Source organism: Paenibacillus sp. JT22N1 (genome assembly GCF_059692155.1).
This window is the reverse complement of the sequence record NZ_JCAUAW010000009.1, coordinates 73542-93121: the sequence shown is the minus strand read 5'-3', so window position 1 is coordinate 93121 and position 19580 is coordinate 73542. Positions and strand designations below refer to the sequence as shown.

16 protein-coding genes are annotated in these 19580 nt (G+C 42.9%); 14 read left to right on the top strand and 2 right to left on the bottom strand.

From position 1 onward, the window contains the following. Window positions 1-21: 21 nt before the first annotated feature. On the bottom strand, window positions 22-771 hold the full coding sequence (locus AC58UU_RS18210; protein WP_497317982.1) for an esterase family protein: 750 nt from the start codon (window positions 769-771) through the stop codon (window positions 22-24). A gap of 15 nt (window positions 772-786) precedes the next feature. Next, window positions 787-1791: an ATP-grasp domain-containing protein gene (locus AC58UU_RS18205; protein ID WP_497317980.1), complete on the bottom strand. Its 1005-nt coding sequence runs from the start codon at window positions 1789-1791 to the stop codon at window positions 787-789. 535 nt (window positions 1792-2326) lie between these two features. On the opposite strand from AC58UU_RS18205, the gene hppD reads away from it, so the two are divergent. From hppD to AC58UU_RS18135, 14 genes are all read left to right on the top strand, one after another. Continuing rightward, window positions 2327-3442 carry a 4-hydroxyphenylpyruvate dioxygenase gene (hppD, locus tag AC58UU_RS18200; protein WP_497317978.1) on the top strand — a complete coding sequence of 372 codons (1116 nt, stop codon included), beginning with the start codon at window positions 2327-2329 and terminating at the stop codon, window positions 3440-3442. Between the two features lie 37 nt (window positions 3443-3479). Further along, window positions 3480-4433, top strand: coding sequence for a hypothetical protein (locus tag AC58UU_RS18195; protein WP_497317977.1), 954 nt, complete (start codon window positions 3480-3482; stop codon window positions 4431-4433). Window positions 4434-4436: 3 nt separating this feature from the next. Beyond that, window positions 4437-5708, top strand: coding sequence for a fumarylacetoacetase (gene fahA, locus AC58UU_RS18190; RefSeq protein ID WP_497317975.1), 1272 nt, complete (start codon window positions 4437-4439; stop codon window positions 5706-5708). Between the two features lie 68 nt (window positions 5709-5776). Next, on the top strand, window positions 5777-6934 hold the full coding sequence (locus AC58UU_RS18185; protein ID WP_497317973.1) for a homogentisate 1,2-dioxygenase: 1158 nt from the start codon (window positions 5777-5779) through the stop codon (window positions 6932-6934). Window positions 6935-7511: 577 nt separating this feature from the next. After that, window positions 7512-8654: a substrate-binding domain-containing protein gene (locus AC58UU_RS18180; RefSeq protein ID WP_497317971.1), complete on the top strand. Its 1143-nt coding sequence runs from the start codon at window positions 7512-7514 to the stop codon at window positions 8652-8654. Between the two features lie 20 nt (window positions 8655-8674). Then, window positions 8675-9493 carry an MBL fold metallo-hydrolase gene (locus AC58UU_RS18175; protein WP_497317969.1) on the top strand — a complete coding sequence of 273 codons (819 nt, stop codon included), beginning with the start codon at window positions 8675-8677 and terminating at the stop codon, window positions 9491-9493. Between the two features lie 69 nt (window positions 9494-9562). Further along, window positions 9563-10675: an extracellular solute-binding protein gene (locus tag AC58UU_RS18170; RefSeq protein WP_497317967.1), complete on the top strand. Its 1113-nt coding sequence runs from the start codon at window positions 9563-9565 to the stop codon at window positions 10673-10675. Window positions 10676-10760: 85 nt separating this feature from the next. Then, window positions 10761-11771, top strand: coding sequence for an ABC transporter ATP-binding protein (locus tag AC58UU_RS18165; protein WP_497317965.1), 1011 nt, complete (start codon window positions 10761-10763; stop codon window positions 11769-11771). Between the two features lie 12 nt (window positions 11772-11783). Continuing rightward, the gene (locus AC58UU_RS18160) at window positions 11784-13493 is read left to right on the top strand and encodes an ABC transporter permease (RefSeq protein ID WP_497317963.1); all 1710 of its coding nucleotides are present in this window, start codon (window positions 11784-11786) and stop codon (window positions 13491-13493) included. A gap of 398 nt (window positions 13494-13891) precedes the next feature. Next, window positions 13892-15661, top strand: coding sequence for a sensor histidine kinase (locus AC58UU_RS18155; protein WP_497317961.1), 1770 nt, complete (start codon window positions 13892-13894; stop codon window positions 15659-15661). Between the two features lie 17 nt (window positions 15662-15678). Continuing rightward, window positions 15679-16413: a response regulator transcription factor gene (locus tag AC58UU_RS18150; RefSeq protein WP_497317959.1), complete on the top strand. Its 735-nt coding sequence runs from the start codon at window positions 15679-15681 to the stop codon at window positions 16411-16413. Between the two features lie 244 nt (window positions 16414-16657). Next, window positions 16658-17158: a TRAP transporter small permease gene (locus AC58UU_RS18145; protein WP_497317957.1), complete on the top strand. Its 501-nt coding sequence runs from the start codon at window positions 16658-16660 to the stop codon at window positions 17156-17158. 1 nt (window position 17159) lies between these two features. Continuing rightward, a complete protein-coding gene (locus AC58UU_RS18140) occupies window positions 17160-18455 on the top strand; it encodes a TRAP transporter large permease (RefSeq protein WP_497317955.1) in 1296 nt (431 codons plus the stop codon). A 39-nt stretch (window positions 18456-18494) separates the two neighbouring features. Continuing rightward, on the top strand, window positions 18495-19544 hold the full coding sequence (locus tag AC58UU_RS18135; protein WP_497317953.1) for a TRAP transporter substrate-binding protein: 1050 nt from the start codon (window positions 18495-18497) through the stop codon (window positions 19542-19544). The last annotated feature ends 36 nt before the right edge of the window (window positions 19545-19580 follow it).

Here is a 19580-nt window from a genome sequence, read left to right as displayed (position 1 = left end):
TCTGTTGAATCAATTCCGGTTTTATAAACAATGATTTACATAATAGCTGATTTGCTTCCTCCACCAATACCAATCATGATTTACATCATATCCCCAAAATTCTACACATGCTGGGACATTTTTCTCCTGTAATACTTCTTTGAGTTTCTGAGTCTCCGACCTCATTAAATCCTCATAGGCGCCTTGTCCTGTGCAAATAATGATTTTGCTATTCCTATATTGATTCAGATAATAATCTTCATCTAAGTTTTTTAAATAATGCAGAGGCGAATGATAATAAACCGTCAAATTCATATAATCTCCAAAAAAACGATTTGTCGAATACAAACCACTTAAAGCAATTAAACTATCAAAATATTGCGGATGCCGAAAGAAAAAATTGGCGCTGTGATAAGCACCCATCGAACATCCAGTCACTAAAATTTTATGATCGCGCCCCCCATTGTTCTCTTTACTTTGCTGAAGAATGGTTGGAATGAGTTCTTCTTTCACGTATTTATCATATTTGTCATGGCCGTTGATTTTTTCTTCAATTCTCAAGTTATTCGCATAAAAAGTTTCTTCATCAATACCGTCGCAAGTCCATACTTGAATTTGACCTTGAGTAATAAAACTTTCTAAAGCGTCGATCATTCCGTTCTCTTCATATTGAAAAAATCGTCCGCAGGAGGTTGGGAACACGAGCAAAGGTTTTCCTTGATGTCCATAGGTTTTGTATTCCATATCTCTATGTAAACTATTGCTGTATTTTTTTTGATAGGTTACTTTCATTAAGTCACCTCTTCATCATGTTTCCATGGCATGAATATAATCAACGATTTCTTTCACTTCATCTAGTCTCTTAGAGCGAAATTGATACGCATAATTCCCCCTTGACTGACTTTGTAAACCTTTGATCCTATCGTGATTAACCATTTTTTCCCGAAATTTATGCATGATCTCGTCATGCCCATGCACGTATTTGAGATGGTTTTTACGGCTAGCAAACCCGGTATAGTACTTTCCAACATAAGGCCCTTCAACCTGATTGTGCACAACCATATTCGCCCATTGTTTATAGATATCTATATCGAATGTGTAATTAATCGCATCTGTCATCCAAGTGCCGGGCGGCCTCATATTTACTTCAAGCGCAATAATTTTTCCATCTACATTGGATTTGAAAAACTCGATATGAAAAAAACGTTCCTTGATCCCATAAGCATTGATGATCTTACTTCCGGCTTCTTCAATTTCCTCACTCATTTCTTTTAAACAAAAATAATTGAGATGATTTCCTGAATTGACTGCTTCCATAATACTATGAGGAAATTCGTGACTTGCAGCGAATACGATCTTACCATTCTTGTCCACAAGCCCGTCATAGGTTTGAATTATACCATCAATAAACTCTTGCATAATAAAATCGACTTCAGACGGCTTATTTTTTAAGAAATGCTCCAACTCAAAATCATTGGTAATTTTATAAGTCATATTCGCTCCTGAGCCTTGATTCGGTTTTACGACGATGGGATACCCCACTTTCGTGACAAATTTCTTTGCTTTCACCCGATCAACACTCGTTATGGAGCGTATCGTGTTCACGCCGCTCTTATTAAAAAACTTTTCCATTTTCGATTTATGCTTCAGATTGTAAATAAAATCGAGCTTTGTCCCATAAATATTAAAATCTGTACGGATTTGCGCCTCGAGCTCCAGCCAATGTTCATTAAGCGATTCAAAGCGATCTATTCTACCATATTTATGGGTATAGTAACCGACCGCTCGTAGAACCTCATCGAAATTTTCCATGTTATTGATCTTTTTATATTCTGTAAGAGAATGTTTAAGCTTTTCGTTCAGAGAGTAATAATCTGCATCGCCGATTCCGAGTACATTTATTCCACATTTTTTTAAGTGATAGCAAAATTCCATACAGTACTTTGGAAAATGTGGCGAGAAAAATATAAAATTCATCATATTGGCCTCCCTGACTACTTTTATCTAAAATCTTATCCTGTCGTTACCCTGTTTTCAAGAGGATAATCAATTGTAAAGATCAACTTTATATTACAGCTTTCATGCCAACAATGGGTACTATCGTTAAAGATCCAATAACATAGAAGTTTGTCATCTTGAACGGCAAAATCATATGCTTTAGGAGGACGAAAAAAGGTGTAGAAATTGAAGTTTGAATTTTGGAGCACTCTGCAAGCATTTTAACAGGTTAAAGCGGATGTGCGTCGATACGGGTATACTCTGTCGTGTGTTTTTGCAGGATTTTTTGAATCGCACTATACTCAAAATGTGGGAAAAGGATATTATTCCCAAGGAGGCTGTGAAAATTATGAAAAAGGGAGCTTCGAAGAATAACGGAAAGCAGCAGGATTTCTTCCCGATTCATGACTTTGATTATGTTGAATTTTATGTTGGAAATGCCAAGCAAACAAGCTACTTTTTGTGCAGAGCTTTCGGATTTAAGATTGTTGCTTATGCAGGGTTGGAAACTGGACAGCGGGATAGAGTTTCCTATGTGCTGGAACAGAAGAAAACCCGGTTTGTCGTGTCCGGTTCTTTGAAAGATGATCATCCGATCAGCGATTTTGTGAAAAAGCATGGCGAAGGAGTAAAAGACATTGCACTTCGTCTAGAAGACGTTGAAAAGGCTTACATGGAGGCTATCTCAAGGGGGGGTATCCCGATTCAGGAGCCGCAAGTATTAACGGATGAAAACGGTACAATCACAAAAGCAACGATAGGAACTTACGGCGATACGGTGCATACACTCGTAGATAGAAAGAATTACAAGGGGATTTTTATGCCTGGTTATCATCAGGTTGATCACATGATTCCTTATGAGGAAGCGGGCCTGATTGGCGTCGATCATGTTGTTGGAAATGTGGAACAGATGGAAGAGTGGGTTTCCTATTACGAAAACGTTATGGGATTTACACAAATGATTCACTTTGATGATAAGGATATCAGTACGGAGTACTCGGCGCTCATGTCGAAAGTCATGCATAACGGAGGACGAATTAAATTCCCTCTGAACGAACCGGCAACCGGAAAGCGCAAATCGCAGATTGAAGAGTTTCTTGAATTTTATAAAGGCGCGGGCGTTCAGCATGTAGCGATCCTGACAAACGATATCGTGCATACCGTGCATAAGCTTCGCGCTAATGGCGTAGAATTTCTCGACACTCCGGATGCCTACTATGAAATGCTTTCCGCTCGGGTAGGTACGATCGATGAAGACATTCAAAAGCTTCACGAAAATAAGATTCTGGTTGATCGTGATGATGAAGGATATTTATTGCAAATTTTTACAAAGCCTGTCGTAGACCGTCCTACTTTATTCTTTGAGATCATCCAGCGCAAAGGATCGAGAGGTTTCGGAGAAGGGAATTTCAAAGCGTTGTTTGAATCGATTGAAAGAGAACAGGCCCGCCGTGGGAATCTATAATCTTGATTTTTAGTTGCGGATGAAAGGAGGTGCGGCGATGTACCAGAGCGTTCGGCTTTTCATGGAGAAGCTAATTGATTATGCGGGGCTTTTTCCTCCGGCAGGGCTGCCGATTGAAGCAGCAATCCGGAATTACCAAGCATATAGTCTCGATCAAGATAGCTGGATGATAGGCAAATTTATTATCCCTGTCTCAAGGTTGCAAGAACTAGTCCCTTATATGCCATTGTTTTCGAGAGATCGTCCACTTATGCTGTCGGTCATTGGAGATCGAAGCAGCGATGCTGATGAATGTAAGGAACTGTTGGCGGAGAGCCTTGAGAAGATTCAATCGTTCGGAGATCAATTTCAAGCAGTAGCCCAGATTGATGTGCTCGATTTACCGCTGCCGCCGATTCCGTTACAAGCTCATCTTCTGGAGGCGATCGGAAGAGAGACCTCTAAGCTCGGGTTGCAGACATTCTGCGAATTGACATATGTGTTAAATGAGGAATGGGAATCAAGAATGATCGCTGCTTTGGATGAAATTGCTGCATATAATGAAACAAGTGGGTTGAGTTTTGGTATTAAACTAAGAACCGGAGGCATTACAGCCGAAGCATTCCCTACAGCCAATCAGGTTGCCCTTGTACTGGCAGGGTGCAGGGACAGAGAGCTCTCATTGAAATTTACAGCAGGGCTGCATCATCCTGTTCGCATGTACCGCAATGAAGTTAAGACGAAGATGCATGGATTTCTTAATGTGTTTTTTGCGGGATTACTGGCTTACTCGTACAAGTTGGAGATTCAAAATATTGCGGAAATCCTTGAAGACGAGCTTCCGGAAAGCTTCAAATTTTCAAATGACGGCTTGCATTGGAGGCATCTCTCTATGACTTCTTTTGAAATCCAGGCCTATCGCAATGAGGGAGTATGCTCTTATGGGAGCTGCAGCTTCGATGAACCGCGTGACGAGATGCGAGAATTTCAATTACTGGAGCAGAGGAGTTAAACCATGGTCCGTTCTTTTATACAAGTGGAGCCGGATTCGCATTTTCCTATACAAAACCTGCCATATGGTGTATTTCGCCCCCTAAAAGGCGGACTACCGCGAATCGGCGTTGCGATCGGAAAGTATGTGCTGGATCTGGCCGTGTTAGACACTGCCGGCTGTTTTGACCAGACGGCAGTGTCTGGTAAAAACATATTTAGTCAACCGTCGTTGAATGCGCTAATGTCTCTTAGCCGTCCAGTTTGGAAGGAACTTCGGTGGGCCATCCAGCGACTGTTAGATGCCGAAGAACCGACTTTACGCGATAATGAAGAACTGCGAGCCATCGCCTTTTATTTTCAAAACGATGTAGAGATGCTGCTGCCTGCAGAGATTGGCGATTATACGGACTTCTATGCTTCAAGAGACCATGCAACTAATGTTGGCATCATGTTCCGCGGTAAGGAAAATGCGCTTATGCCGAATTGGCTGCATCTGCCTGTGGGTTATCACGGGAGAGCCAGCTCCGTAGTTATCAGCGGATCGGAGGTTCGTCGCCCGCAAGGGCAGATGAAGCCGGCGGACTCGGCTGCGCCTATCTTTGGCTCAAGCCGTCAGCTGGACTTCGAATTGGAAGTGGGCTGTCTGATAGGAACAGGGAATGAGCAAGGTTTGCCGGTTTCTGTTGAAGAAGCCGAAGATTATATATTTGGGCTTGTACTCGTAAATGATTGGAGCGCGCGGGATATTCAATCATGGGAATACCAGCCGCTAGGACCTTTCCTGGCTAAAAATTTCGCTACCTCTATATCGCCATGGGTCGTGCCTCTTGAAGCATTGGAGCCATTCCGCGTTCCTGCCCCGAAGCAAGATCCGGAACCACTTCCCTATTTGCGGCAGAACAGCCTGGGATCTTTTAATATCCAATTAGAGGTTTATTTGCAGAGTGAGTCCATGAAGCGACCGGACCGCATCTCGGTCAGTAACTTCCGCTATTTGTATTGGACGATGGCACAACAGATTGCTCATCATACGATAAGCGGCTGTAATTTACGTCCCGGGGATTTGTTGGCTTCCGGAACAATTAGCGGCCCTGTGAAGGAGTCTCGAGGCTGCATGTTGGAATTGACATGGCGTGGAACTGAGCCGCTACAATTGGAGAATGGCGATGATCGTGTTTGGCTGGAGGATGGCGACTGTTTAACGCTCACCGGCTGGTGTCAGGGAGACGGCTACAGAGTCGGTTTCGGAGAGGTAACCGGTCGTGTGCTGCCGGCAAATTACCCCATAAAGTGACGACAAGCTCTGGAGCATATTCCGATTACTTTGGGGGGGCCCCAAGTGAACCTAAGGAGGATGATCATATGCCTTTTTATCACCGTATGGGTGAGATTCCCAAGAAAAGACATACGCAGTTCAGGAAACAAGATGGCTCCTTGTACCGGGAACAGGTCATGGGTACAAAGGGATTTTCGGGTATACAGTCTATTCTTTATCATCATTCCGCTCCGACAGATATCGTAAAGGCCGATATCTATGCACCCTTTAAGATAGAGTTTGAAGAACAAGGAGCTTTGACATACAGGCACTTCCTGGCTGGACAGTACGTAGATACGGGAGATGCGGTAAACGGCAGGCACTACTTGCTTGGAAATGAAGATATATTAATATCCGTTTCCAATCCTACGCAAACCATGGATTATTATTATCGCAATGGGGACGGGGATGAATTGTTGTTTGTTCATCGGGGGACGGGCAAAGTTGAGACGATATTTGGCACACTCAGCTACCGTCCAGGGGATTACATCGTGATTCCGGTGGGCACAATTTATCGGATCGTTCCTGAGCCGGGTGATTCTAAATTTTTGAACGTAGAAACGAATAGTTGGATTAGCACACCAAAGCGCTATCGGAATGAGCATGGACAGCTTCTAGAGCATAGCCCTTTCTGTGAAAGAGATATTCGGCTGCCTGAAACATTGGAAACACATACAGATACAGGCGAATATGAGGTAAGAACCAAAACCAGAGGGTATTTGCACTCCCATATCTACAATCATCATCCATTGAACGTTGTAGGTTGGGATGGCTATTTGTACCCTTATGTTTTCAACATTGGGGACTTCGAACCGATTACAGGACGAATTCACATGCCTCCGCCCATTCACCAAACGTTCGAAGGGAATAACTTTGTCGTTTGCTCGTTTGTTCCAAGATTGTTTGATTACCATCCGGAATCTATTCCGTCTCCGTATTATCATAACAATGTTGACAGCGATGAAGTGCTCTACTACGTCGAGGGCAATTTTATGAGCCGCAAGGGCGTTGAGGAAGGCTCGATTACCTTGCATCCGTCAGGGATTCCTCATGGACCTCATCCGGGTAAAATTGAAGCCAGCATCGGTAAGAAAGAGACTTTAGAGTTAGCGGTTATGATTGATACCTTCCGTCCATTACGTGTGGTGAAAGAAGCTGCACAGTTAGAGGATCAGAATTATCCATACAGCTGGGTTCAAAAATAGCTAGGAAGCATACATGCACAGGGTCGGACGATTATTTTGATTACACATGACTTATTGATTGCGCAGCAGGCGAAGCGGATTGTGTGGTTTCGGGATGGGCGGTTGAATGAAGTTGTATAGTGTTTATAAGACCTGAACTCCTTGGGAAATAAGGAGTTCAGGTTTTTTATTTTTAAAATGGTACAGCATTCAAATAAAAGCTGCTACTTTTTGGGTGGTAATTTTTATTTACTTCTCGAATAATTAAATATCTTTTAGTTATTTGTGAAGTATGTAAAGAAGTGGAGGGGCGAGCCTAAATCAATTTTGTAAATTTAATGGCATGGAAGTATGGATATAAATTGATATAGAGATCGTTGATGAATCTAGAATTTTTGAAGCGAAATGCTTATTTTACAAAAACTTAACGACCTATGTCATTGTATATGTCAGTGACATGGATTAAGCTCACTATAGATCACTGATCTATGTGTGATTCTTAGCAGTATGTGAAGCAACATTAATCATATAAAGGAATGATGAACTAACCGCCAATGCTGCAGTTCATGATTTTGATTAAAACGAGGGATAACTAGTAATGAAAAATGCACACGCGTCAAAGAAACCGAGTCTACTGTACCTGCAAATAGCTGATAAGGCCATAGGCATTATCCAGAGCCGCAGGCTTCAACCGCATGATCCCGTCCCTTCGGAAGGAGAGCTTGCGAAGTTGTTCGGTGTTAGCCGGATGACGAGTAAGCTGGCGCTGGAACGGTTGGTCGAGCAGGGTCTGGTGTACCGTTTGCCGAGAAGGGGGACCTTCCTTTCCGGACCAAGGGATGGAGAGCCTTACAACGGAGTACTTTCGTCGGAAAGTAAAGCGCTTCCAGTTGAGGAGAAGCGGAGTAAGCAGATAGCTCTCATAGTGCCCCATCTATCTGATTACACATCAAAAATTATCGCAGCAGCAGAGATCGAAGTGCGAAAACACGATTGCGATCTTATTCTGAAAATCAGCAAAGATAAAGATGATGAGGATCGTTGCCTGCAGAGACTTGTTGAAGGGGGAATAGACGGCATCGTATTATTTCCCCAAGGGCGCAAGACATGCAGTGACCAGGTGCTAAGATTGAAATTACAGCAGTTTCCGATTGTTATTATCGATCGAATTTTTCGTGAGGTTCAGATTGATTGCGTGTATCACGATCATTATAAGGGTTCTTACCAGATGACCCAGTATTTGATCGAGAAGGGGCACCGGGAAATCGGATACACCTCGAACTCGATAGATAATATCACTAGCAGGGAGGAGAGGTATCTAGGTTATATCCAGGCGCTGCTCGATCATGCGATTCCCGTCAAAAACCAATATATTCATTTTAAAAGCGTGGAATGCAATCCAAGTCGTATTAACGAGAGCGACCCTGAACAGGAACGGTTTATTCAGGAAAATCCGCAGATGACAGCTCTCATGTGCGGGGATGATCATGTGGCCATTTCAACCTTATATACAGCCTTGAGTATGGGGATCCCTGTCCCAGATAAGCTTTCAATTGTTGGGTTCTCCGATATCCATTTATCAGCGTTAACGCCGATTCCTCTTACAACGGTCAGACAGGATACCGGGCAGCTTGCCCAATCGGCATTTAATCTTCTTATGAAACGCATAAATCATTCACATGAGAAAACGATTACCATCAAAATTCAAACGAAGATCGTAGAGAGGAAATCCGTTCTTTAGGATTGACAGAAGGAGTTAATATGAAAATTCATTTTCTTGGAACCGCAGCTGCAGAGGGCTTTCCGAATGCATTTTGCCGCTGTGAGCATTGTCTCAAAGCTCGGAAGCTTGGAGGAAAAAACATACGTACACGAACCTCGGCCATCATTGACGATGTAATCAAGTTCGACTATTCGCCAGATTCTTACATGCAGGCGCTTCGCGACAACATTGATTTGGGCGCTATCGAGCACCTGCTTGTCACCCATACGCACTCCGATCATTTTAATGCTTATGATTTGGAATGCCGGAGAGCGGGAATTGCTCACGAACTTCAGCATCCGATGCATATCTATGGGAATGATGCCGTGATGTACCATACGCGTGTTGCCATCGGCCGCTTTGAAGGAGAAAGGTTTGCTTTTCATCTGCTGCGCCCATTCGAGACGATAGAGGTAGGTGATGCACTTGTTACACCGCTCCTGGCGGATCATGACCGTATGGAAACATGCTTGTTGTATGTGATCGAAAAGGATGGCAAAAAGCTGCTGTATGGACATGATTCGGGCTGGTTTCCAGAAGCTACTTGGGCATGGTTAAAGGGGAAAAATCTGGATTGTGCTATACTCGACTGCACGCACGGATACACGGGGAATTCACGGGATCGCAATCATATGTGTATTGAGACGGTGCTGGAGGCTCAGCGTGAATTTCGGAAAGAAAACATATTGAAAGAGGAAGGGCACATCATCGTCACGCACTTTAGCCATAATTCCAAACTGCTTCACGATGAATTTGACGAAATTTTCAAACCCGCTGGGGTTGTGGTGGCCTATGATGGATTGATTTTTAATATCTAGAAATCCAGATGCTAATAGTCCCGCTTTTTATAAAAAATCAATCTATAACCTAAAGGAGAGTCAAAAAAAATGATGAGAAAAATGGTAAGCGTATCTTTGATATCAATCATGTGTTTAGCGGTAACTGCCTGCGGTGGAGGCAATACAAACGGTAAAACTGCGGGGACTACCGCACCGACTAGTACACCGGCCGCATCTGCACCTGCATCGAAAGAACCAGTTAAGAATGAAAAGTTGATTGTTTATACGAACGCGAATTCAGACGGCAGAGGCGATTGGTTAGTCCAGAAGGCGAAAGACGCTGGGTTTGAAATCGAAATTGTCGGGGCAGGCGGAGCCAATTTAACGAATCGCTTGATAGCCGAGAAAAACAATCCGGTTGCGGACGTCATTTACGGATTAAACAATATGCTTTATGAAAATTTAAAGAAAGAAAAAGTTCTTGCCAAATATGCCCCAGCATGGGCGGGAGAAATTGAAGCGGGCTTGAACGACGCGGAAGGATATTACCACGGTTTGGTCAAGCAAGCCATTCTGATTGGCTATAATCCAAAGACTTATACGGCGGATACAGCACCGAAGGATTGGTCCGATGTGTATAGTAATTCTCAGTTCAAAGGGAAATATGAGACTCCAACTCAGCTTGATCAAATTACTCCTCAGCTAATAGTGGCAAGCATATTGACCAAATACAAAGATGACAAAGGCCAGTATGGAATTTCAAAGCAAGGCTGGGATGAAATCAAGAAGTTGTATGACAACGGTGTCCCAGCTGTTAAAGGTGAAGATTTCTACCAAAATATGGTTAACGGAAAATCCCCGATTGGAGCCGTCGTTTCGGGCACTCTGCAGGCAAAAGAGAAACAATATGGGGTTAAAGCGGGAATTGTAAGTCCAAGTAGTGGAGTACCAATGATTGTAGAACAAGCGGCCATTGCGAATGGGACTAAGAAAATGGAAACGGCAAAAAGGTTTATCGACTGGATCGGTTCGGCGGACGTGCAAGGACAATTTGCCGCACAATTCAATGCCATGCCTGCGAATACGAAAGCTGTTGCAAAAGCAAACAAAGATGTACAAGCTCTTTATGCTTCAATCAAGCCAATAGCTTTTGACTGGGTATTTGTTGCTGGAAATCTTGGGAAATGGGTAGAAAAAATTCAATTGGAAATTATGAAATAAGGTTTGATGATTCAGGGCTGCATGTTGGAATATTCCATGCATGCAGCCTGTTATATTTAAAAAATACTTTTTACAGAGGTTAAAAATGATTACATTTAAAGATGTTCAAATTCATTTCGGCGATTTCCATGCTATCAAGAACCTCAATCTTAACATCAGAGAAGGAGAATTTTTTACGTTTCTCGGGCCTTCGGGATGCGGGAAAACGACTATTCTTCGGAGCTTGGTCGGTTTTATTAAACCTACGAGCGGACAGATTCTGTTGAATGACCGGGATATCACCCCAGTACCTATTGAAAAGCGTGAAATCAGCATGGTCTTTCAAAGCTATGCTCTGTTTCCCACATTAAATGTATACGAAAACATTGCTTTTGGCATGCGGGTGAAAAAGTTCTCTAAAGCCGAAGTAGATGCGCAGGTTAAAGAGATTGCCCGAAAAGTAGATTTAAGCGAGGAACAGCTTGTCAAAAAAGTGTCCGAGTTATCGGGCGGTCAGCAGCAGCGTGTGGCTATCGCGAGGGCTCTTGTGCTCAAGCCAAGCATACTTGCATTGGATGAGCCTTTGTCCAATTTGGACGCCAAGCTGAGAGTGCAATTGCGTAATGAATTAAAGGATCTTCAGAAGAAGTTTGGGATCACTACGGTATATGTAACGCATGACCAGGAAGAAGCTTTGACTTTATCGGATCGAATCGCTGTATTTAACAAGGGGATTGTTGAACAAGTCGGTACGCCGCGGGAAATTTACAATGAATCTAAGACGGAATTTGTTTGTAACTTTATAGGCGATATTAATCTGATTCAACCGGCGATTATTCAGAACTCTCCCTTAAAGGATTTCATTGATCCTGCCAAAAAATCGTATATTCGAAACGAAAAAATAAGCCTCACACCAATAGCTCAGGGTAAAAATGCCGTACAACTAAAAGGGAAAATTGTGGATCAGGAGTTTTATGGCATTTACACAAAGTATTCGGTGGAGATTACAGACGGCGGGATATTGAAGACCGTTGAAACAGAAAAAGGACATGACCAATACCAAACGGGAGATGAGATTGACATTTATATGCACGCTGGCGATATTTTGCAGTACTAGGGGGTAACATTGTTGAACGTACAGATTACTAAAAAAGCGCGGTCGTCCGTCCCTTTGTCCACATTGATATTCTATGCTTTGATAGCATGGTTTGTCATCGCCTTTCTGATTTATCCGAATCTTAATGTTTATTATGAAATCTTTTTCGGTAAAGGAAATTTTTCATTTGAACCCGTTCAAAAGCTATTATCCTCCGCTCGTGCCATGAAAAGCTTGTACAACAGCTTTATTTTAGCGATTTCGCTTATTTTTACGGTAAACCTTGTCGGGATCTTTTTGGTTCTGGTTGTCGAGTACTTTGATATCAAAGGCGCAAAAATATTAAGGCTTGGCTATTTTACAACTCTCATCTACAGCGGCGTTGTGTTGGTATCCGGTTACAAATTGATTTACGGTGAAACGGGACTTATGACGAAAGTCTTGGCCTTTGTATTTCCTTCCTTTGATACGACGTGGTTTCACGGCTATTGGGCAGTGCTATTTGTCATGACGTTCGCCTGTACATCCAACCATGTCCTTTTTCTAAGCAATGCTATGCGTAAAGTGGATTTTCAAACAATCGAAGCAGCGAAAAACATGGGGGCATCGCCCTTTTATATTCTGAGACGCGTCGTACTTCCCGTTTTGAAGCCGACTATTTATGCGTTGACGATTCTCCTCTTTCTTACAGGATTAGCTGCAACTTCGGCGCCTCTGATTCTGGGAGGGACGGAATTTCAAACGATTACGCCTATGATTCTTGCCTTCGCCAACAGTACTTATTCCAAAGATTTAGCCGCGTTGCTCGCGCTCGTTCTCGGATTGGCAACCATGGTTTTGCTGTCCATCATGATCCGGTTTGAAAGAAAAGGAAATTTCATGTCGGTATCCAAAGTTAAATCCGAAATGGTTAAGCAAAAAATCATTAATCCGCTTGCGAATGTGCTTACCCATGCCGCAGCCTATCTTCTGTTTCTGATCTATGTCATTCCGGTCATTCTCATTATTGCTTTTTCCTTTACAGATGCCCAAAGCATTGCAAAAGCATCGATTTCCTTTAGCAATTTGACATTGAACAATTACATCCATGTGTTTTCAAGTCTTTCCGCTTTTAAACCTTATCTGGTAAGTGTCTGCTATGCAGCGGCAGCGTCAATTACCGTCGTGGCTTTGGCTTTAATGGCTTCCCGGATATTGCATAAATATAAAAACTCCTGGACGAATATGTTGGAGTATTCCCTGCTGATCCCGTGGATGCTGCCTTCAACCTTAATTGCAATCGGCCTGATTGTCACCTTTGGCACACCTCGGCTTATTATTGGCAATAACGTGTTGGTCGGATCCGTATGGTTGCTGTTCATTGCCTATGTGATCGTCCACATTCCATTTACTCTTCGTATGGTGAAGGCATCCTTCTTCAGTCTTGACAGCAATCTTGAGGATGCAGCCAAAAATTTGGGCGCCAAATCCTTTTATACCTTCAGAAGGGTACTTCTGCCCATCATTCTTCCCTCTACGCTGGCTGTCCTTGCTTTGAATTTCAACGGGATATTGGCGGATTATGACCTGACGGTATTTCTGTATCACCCTCTGTACCAGCCGTTAGGCATCGTTATCAAAAATAGTACAGACGCAGATGCGGTGGCTGATACAAAAGCGCTGACTCTTGTCTATTCTGTGATTTTGATGATTATGTCTGCCCTTACCTTATATTTTGTATACGGTAGAAGAAGTAAAGGCTAGCATTGAAAATGAAAAAACCTTCCTACTGATATTATCCCCTTATGGTTGACAGTGAAGAAAAGTCCATGGGTACAAAGGACTTGAAGCTGCTAAACTGGAGGGGATTTTTTTATGGCAAAAAAAGGGACAAGTATTTATCCATTACAGAAAAAATAATTCCAAATGCGTAAAATTTGTTGCATGTATTTGGAATAGGATTGAATTATAATTCATTTGTAATTGCTTACATTTATTTTATCAGAGATTAAATTGCGAGATTAAAATTGATTCGATGTAACCTACATTTCATCTTAAATGTGTACAAACGTTTTATCCTATCGAGAAGGTGAAACTTGAAAATCTGCTTAAAACAAGGCATAAAAGCATTCATCCGAATCATTTTTTTGCGGGACCAAAGTTTGGCTACAAAACTTCTTGCGTACTCCGCCCTTCTTGTGGTTGTTCCAATGTGCTTTATCGGCATCATATCCTATCAACGTGCCGCCAATGTCCTGGAGCGCGAATCCCGCCAGTCTAGCTGGCAGATTATCGAGCAGGTGACCACTCATGTCGAATATTATGTAAACGACTTTGAAATTAGCATTTTAAAAATATTAAACAGTACAAACATGAACAACTATATAAAAATGAAATCGCGGGAAGAAATTGATCAAAGCCGCATTCGCGATATCGTAAAGCAGGAGCTGCGCAATGCGGTCTATTCTAGGTCGGATATTTCAAACATCACCGTCGTCCTGGACGGGATTGAAACGATCGATATCATTGATAACAATTTTAAACACCCCGAAAACACAATAGTCAACGAATACTGGTATTCGACCATCCCTTATACGAGTGAACCGAAGATATTCACCAGGACGTTGCTATGGGGCGATCATAAAGAACAAGTCATCAGTATAGCAAGACGTCTGGTGAGCCCGATGACACTAGAGCCGATTGGGATGATTGTGATGGATGTTAACTTCAAAAGATTTCAGGAAATTGCAGAAAAAGTCATTATCGGCCATACCGGTTACCTGTACATTATTGATTCGGAAGGTCATTTTGTATATCACCCCAACTTGTTGGAATTGGGCAGTTCAGCGAATTTTGAAAAGTTAAACGATATTTTGAATGGTGAGAGCGGTTCATTTGTCACTTCCGGAGTCCCCAAGGGACTGGTAACATACAGCCATTCATCTTTTCTCGACTGGACGCTAGTTACCTCGATTCCTTACAACGAACTGATTCAAGGCACGGAATACATTCGACGTACCATTCTGTATATCGGCATTATTACACTAGCTATCGCTTACTTATTAGCTTTCGTCTTTGTGGATAGTATCACAAGGCCGGTTCGACGGCTATATCAGTATATGAGAAGGGTTGAATCAGGCGACTTCTCCGGTCATATTCTAGTTGAATCCAAGGACGAAATTGGTATGCTTGTTCATGGATTTAACACAATGGTAACACGGCTGCAAGGCTTGATGGATGAAATCTATTTCTCCAAGCTTAGAGAAACTGAGCTCGCTTTGCGGCAAAGAGAAATCGAATTGAAAGTGCTGCAATCCCAAATCAATCCCCATTTTCTGTACAATACGCTTGAGACGATTCGAGGAATGGCGCTCGAACATTCACAGTATGATATTTCATCCATCGCGTCTTCAATGGCCCGTCTTTTGAGGTACAATTTAAAAAATAAAGGGCAAACAGTTACATTGGAAGAGGAACTGCACTCCGCCGAAATTTATTTACGCATCCAAAAGTATCGGTTTGAACATAGATTGGTGTACGAAATGAATATACCGGATTGGGCCCAACAGCAATCTATGCCCAAATTCTCCATTCAGCCCGTCGTGGAAAATAGTATTATTCATGGTATCGAACCAGCCCTAGGCACAATTAGAATCACCATTTCTGCCATCCTGAATTCAGAAGACAACTCATTCATAATCCGAATTCAGGATACCGGGATGGGCATTTCCGAACAAACGCTTCAGAATATACGCCGCAACCTTGAGCAAAAAGATGTCATAGCGGACGGAACTAACATCGGGATTATCAATGTACATCAGAGAGTTCGCTTGCTATTCGGAGAGTGCTACGGCATTTCGGTAGAAAGCGAGGTTGAACATGGGGTCGTAATTGACATTAAATTACCGCTATCTGCCCCGGCAAAGATGTAGGATGGAGGTAATGGTGAATGTATACAATTTTGCTGATAGAAGATGAGAGATGGGTCCGTACTGCCTTTAAACGGACTGTGGAACTGACGGGCCTGCCTTTTGCGGTAACCCATGAAAGCAGTAATGGTTTGGAAGCGCTTGATTGGCTGAAGAATAACCAGGTCGACCTGATTATGGCAGATATAAGGATGCCTGTTATGGACGGATTAACGTTCGTTGACCAGTTTCACGAAGGTAGCCACAGACAATCCGTTATCATAGTCAGCGGCCATGACGATTTTTCTTATGTCCAGCGGTGTTTGCGAGCAGGCGTTTTTGATTATTTGTTAAAACCCGTGGAAGTCGAAGAAATGAGAAGCTGCCTGAATAAATGGATGAAGGAACAGACCAGATCATTGGAAGCTATCGCCCGTCCTAACCTCGAAGACAGGATTGGCATGTCCCCAATCGAAAAGGTAATCGAACTCATCAAGGTTAACCTTCCAAAAAATATTAGCTTAACGGAGGCTGCGGCTGCAGTACAATTGAATCCCAGCTATTTAAGCCAGCTCTTCAAGCAGCGAATGAATCAAACATTTTTGGATTATACGCTGCGATTGCGAATGGACGAAGCGGAACGGCTGCTCGTTCACACTTCGCTTAGAGTGTGGGAAATTGCCCAGCGACTCGGATACACGGATTTGTCTTATTTTGGAAATACATTTAAGAGAATAAAAGGAAAAACGCCAATAGAATTTCGCAAATCGGTTTAATCAATATAGGAAAGGGTCAAGGCGCAACATAAGGCCTTGTCCCTTTTTTATATTAGCGAGCGGGCGTAACTGCTCCATGGTATTAAATTATTTGTGATATCTAAAAAAGTTACCATAAAACCTAAAAACCGGGCAGTTATCAGCAACGTACCAATTCATTACAATAGATATTGTACAAGAATATGAAAGTGCTTACAAAAAATACAGGGCATTTTTCCATGAAAAGGAGGTGAGAGAGAGGGCTATGAGAACGATCAAAAAAGTCGCTTTAATTATTGATAGTTTTTTTGAAAACTTCGCCCAAGTTTCTTTATTAGCGATGATTCTCATCGTTACAATGCAAGTCATAACCCGCAAGCTGTTCAATTATGTTTTTTTCTGGTCTGAAGAAATTACAATGGTGCTGCTGATCTGGTTCACCTTTATGGGGATCGCCATCGGGTTTCGGGAAAAGCTGCATTTGGCCATCGATTCGTTTACTGCCAAATTACCACGGAAGGTTAATCTCGGTATCGATAAACTTGTAAGTTTTGGAAGCCTTGCTTTCGGGATTTTTATGATCAAATACGGCTGGGACTTTACCGTTCTGATGAACAGCTCAACACTGCCAGCAACGAAACTGCCGAACAGCGCATTTTACGCTGTAATGCCGCTGGCTGGAATCATGATTAGCTTGTATGCCATGCTAGAGCTCCTGGGAGTCAACACGAGACGTCATGAAGGAATGGAGGAAGGAGGACACTAACATGGATACGACTACAATCGCCATATTAATTTTGGCCATCAGTTTTACAGTTATGCTTGTTTTACGCTTTCCTGTTGCGATTTGCCTCGCAGGTTCAACCATATTAACGCTTATTTATATTCAGGTACCTCTGGAAGTTGTCGGCCAAAGGATGATTCAAGGGGTTAACTCGTATGCTTTGCTGACGATCCCATTTTTTATTTTAGCTGGACAGATCATGGGTGAAGGCGGACTTGCCCTGCGGTTAGTCAATTTTGCACTTCTCATTGTCGGACGTATCCGGGGCGGATTGGCTATGGTTAACTGTGTTGCCTGTCTATTTTTTGGTAATATTTCTGGATCCGCAGCAGCCGACGTATCCTCCATCGGTTCTATCATGATTCCGATGATGAAGAAAAAAGGGTACAGCGAAGATTTCGCGGTAGGATTGACGACTACGGCTGCCATTCAAGGCGTTGTCGTACCGCCAAGCCACAACCTGATTCTATATTCCCTGGCAGCAGGGGGGACATCCATTGCCGCTTTGTTTCTAGCCGGTGTTGTTCCCGGCATTATCCTTTGCGTTTGCTTGATGGTTGCAAGTTATTTTATGGCTATCAAAAAAGGGTTTACACAAAAACATGTGACCGAACGCAAAGATATACCTAAAATTTTGTTTGACGGCATCATTTCGATCATGCCAGCCATCATTATTCTTGGCGGAATTTTTTCAGGTTGGTTTACCGCATCAGAATCCGGCGCAATCGCCTGCTTATACGCATTCATTGTCACCTTTTTCGTATATCGTGAAATTCCGCTCAGCCGGATGTGGATTATCTTAAAAAGATCACTTCGTACCGTCTCCATGGTATTGTTCCTGATTGCCGCTTCGGATGCCTTCAGTTGGGTGCTCGCGTACCTGAAAATACCTGCGCTCGTTACGGATGCTTTATTGCAGATTTCTCACAATCCAATTATTATTTTGCTAATCATTAACGTTTTGCTGCTAGTTTTGGGAGCACCAATGGATATGGCACCCCTGATTTTGATCATGACGCCGATCCTGCTTCCTGTTGTTACGGCACTAGGGATGGATCCGGTTCATTTCGGCATTATCATGATGTTAAATTTGGGAATCGGGCTGCTTACTCCGCCTGTCGGAACCGTATTATTCATTGGCTGCGCCATCGGCAAGATTTCGATCGGGCGTGGAACAAGAGCTATGGCGCCGTTCGCTCTCGTGCTTGTCGCCGTATTAATGGTATTAACTTATGTACCGTCGCTAACCATGTGGTTGCCTAATTTAATGAAGCATTAACCAATGCAATTATAATGAAAACATTTAGGGGGAAGAAAAATGAAACTTTTCACGAAACAAACAACGGTGATCTTAGGTTCGACGCTTTCCATCAGCTTGCTGCTGGCTGGCTGCGGAGGCGGTGCCGACACCACCAAACCTGCTAACTCTGCTAACTCTTCAGCTACGCCCAAAGCCGAAGGCAAAAAGTATACCTTCCGTCTGGCTGATACGCATCCGGATAATTATCCGACTGTCCTTGGTGACAAGAAATTCGCCGAGCTCGTTAATCAAAAATCCAATGGACGAATTAAAATCGATGTGTTTCCGAACTCCCAGCTTGGAGAAGAAAAAGCGGTCATCGAACAGGTACAGCTCGGCGCCATTGAGTTTACCCGTGTAAGCTCAGGCCCTCTCGCCGAGTTCAATAAAGCATTAGGCGTATTCAGTCTTCCGTACATCTTTGACAACGCAGAGCATGAATGGAAGTTTCTCGAAAGCGACAAAGGTAAAGAATTATTAAGCAGTCTGGAATCCTCGAAATTGAAGGGCTTAGCCTATTATGATTCCGGCGCGCGGAACTTCTATTCGAAAAAACCGGTGAAGAGCGTCGATGATCTGAAAGGCATGAAACTCCGCGTTCAACAGAACAAAATCAATATTGATCTGATCGAAGCTCTTGGCGCCAACGCAAGCCCGATGGCGTACGGCGAAGTTTTTAGCTCCCTGCAGACTGGTGTTATCGACGGTGCCGAGAACAACTATCCGAGCTATGATTCCTCCAACCATTATCAAGTTGCGAAAAATTTAGTTTTGGATGGCCACCAACGTGTTCCTGAAGTCGTGATGATCAGTAAAGCAACTTGGGATAAATTGGGCGACGAAGATAAAAAGATTATTCAAGAAGCGGCAACTGAATCCGTGAAGACTCAACGTGAAGAATGGGCCAAATTCGAGAAAAACTCCGAAGCGAAAGTGAAAGCCGCCGGTGCAACAGTTACTGAAGTAACGGATCTGAAGCCTTGGCAGGATAAAGTGAAACCAGTAATTGACAAATACCGCAACGACTACAAAGATGTGCTGGATGGTATTGATAAAGCAAGAAAATAAGAAAAAGGAAAAACAACAAGACTATGTGCAATTAAA

Excerpts from the sequence above, each read along its gene's own strand:
- AC58UU_RS18210 (WP_497317982.1), bottom strand. The coding sequence starts at position 771 with ATGAAAGTAACCTATCAAAAAAAATACAGCAATAGTTTACATAGAGAT.
- AC58UU_RS18205 (WP_497317980.1), bottom strand. The coding sequence starts at position 1,791 with ATGGAAAATTTCGATGAGGTTCTACGAGCGGTCGGTTACTATACCCAT.
- hppD (WP_497317978.1), top strand. The coding sequence starts at position 2,327 with ATGAAAAAGGGAGCTTCGAAGAATAACGGAAAGCAGCAGGATTTCTTC.
- AC58UU_RS18195 (WP_497317977.1), top strand. The coding sequence starts at position 3,480 with ATGTACCAGAGCGTTCGGCTTTTCATGGAGAAGCTAATTGATTATGCG.
- fahA (WP_497317975.1), top strand. The coding sequence starts at position 4,437 with ATGGTCCGTTCTTTTATACAAGTGGAGCCGGATTCGCATTTTCCTATA.
- AC58UU_RS18185 (WP_497317973.1), top strand. The coding sequence starts at position 5,777 with ATGCCTTTTTATCACCGTATGGGTGAGATTCCCAAGAAAAGACATACG.
- AC58UU_RS18180 (WP_497317971.1), top strand. The coding sequence starts at position 7,512 with ATGAAAAATGCACACGCGTCAAAGAAACCGAGTCTACTGTACCTGCAA.
- AC58UU_RS18175 (WP_497317969.1), top strand. The coding sequence starts at position 8,675 with ATGAAAATTCATTTTCTTGGAACCGCAGCTGCAGAGGGCTTTCCGAAT.
- AC58UU_RS18170 (WP_497317967.1), top strand. The coding sequence starts at position 9,563 with ATGATGAGAAAAATGGTAAGCGTATCTTTGATATCAATCATGTGTTTA.
- AC58UU_RS18165 (WP_497317965.1), top strand. The coding sequence starts at position 10,761 with ATGATTACATTTAAAGATGTTCAAATTCATTTCGGCGATTTCCATGCT.
- AC58UU_RS18150 (WP_497317959.1), top strand. The coding sequence starts at position 15,679 with ATGTATACAATTTTGCTGATAGAAGATGAGAGATGGGTCCGTACTGCC.
- AC58UU_RS18145 (WP_497317957.1), top strand. The coding sequence starts at position 16,658 with ATGAGAACGATCAAAAAAGTCGCTTTAATTATTGATAGTTTTTTTGAA.
- AC58UU_RS18140 (WP_497317955.1), top strand. The coding sequence starts at position 17,160 with ATGGATACGACTACAATCGCCATATTAATTTTGGCCATCAGTTTTACA.
- AC58UU_RS18135 (WP_497317953.1), top strand. The coding sequence starts at position 18,495 with ATGAAACTTTTCACGAAACAAACAACGGTGATCTTAGGTTCGACGCTT.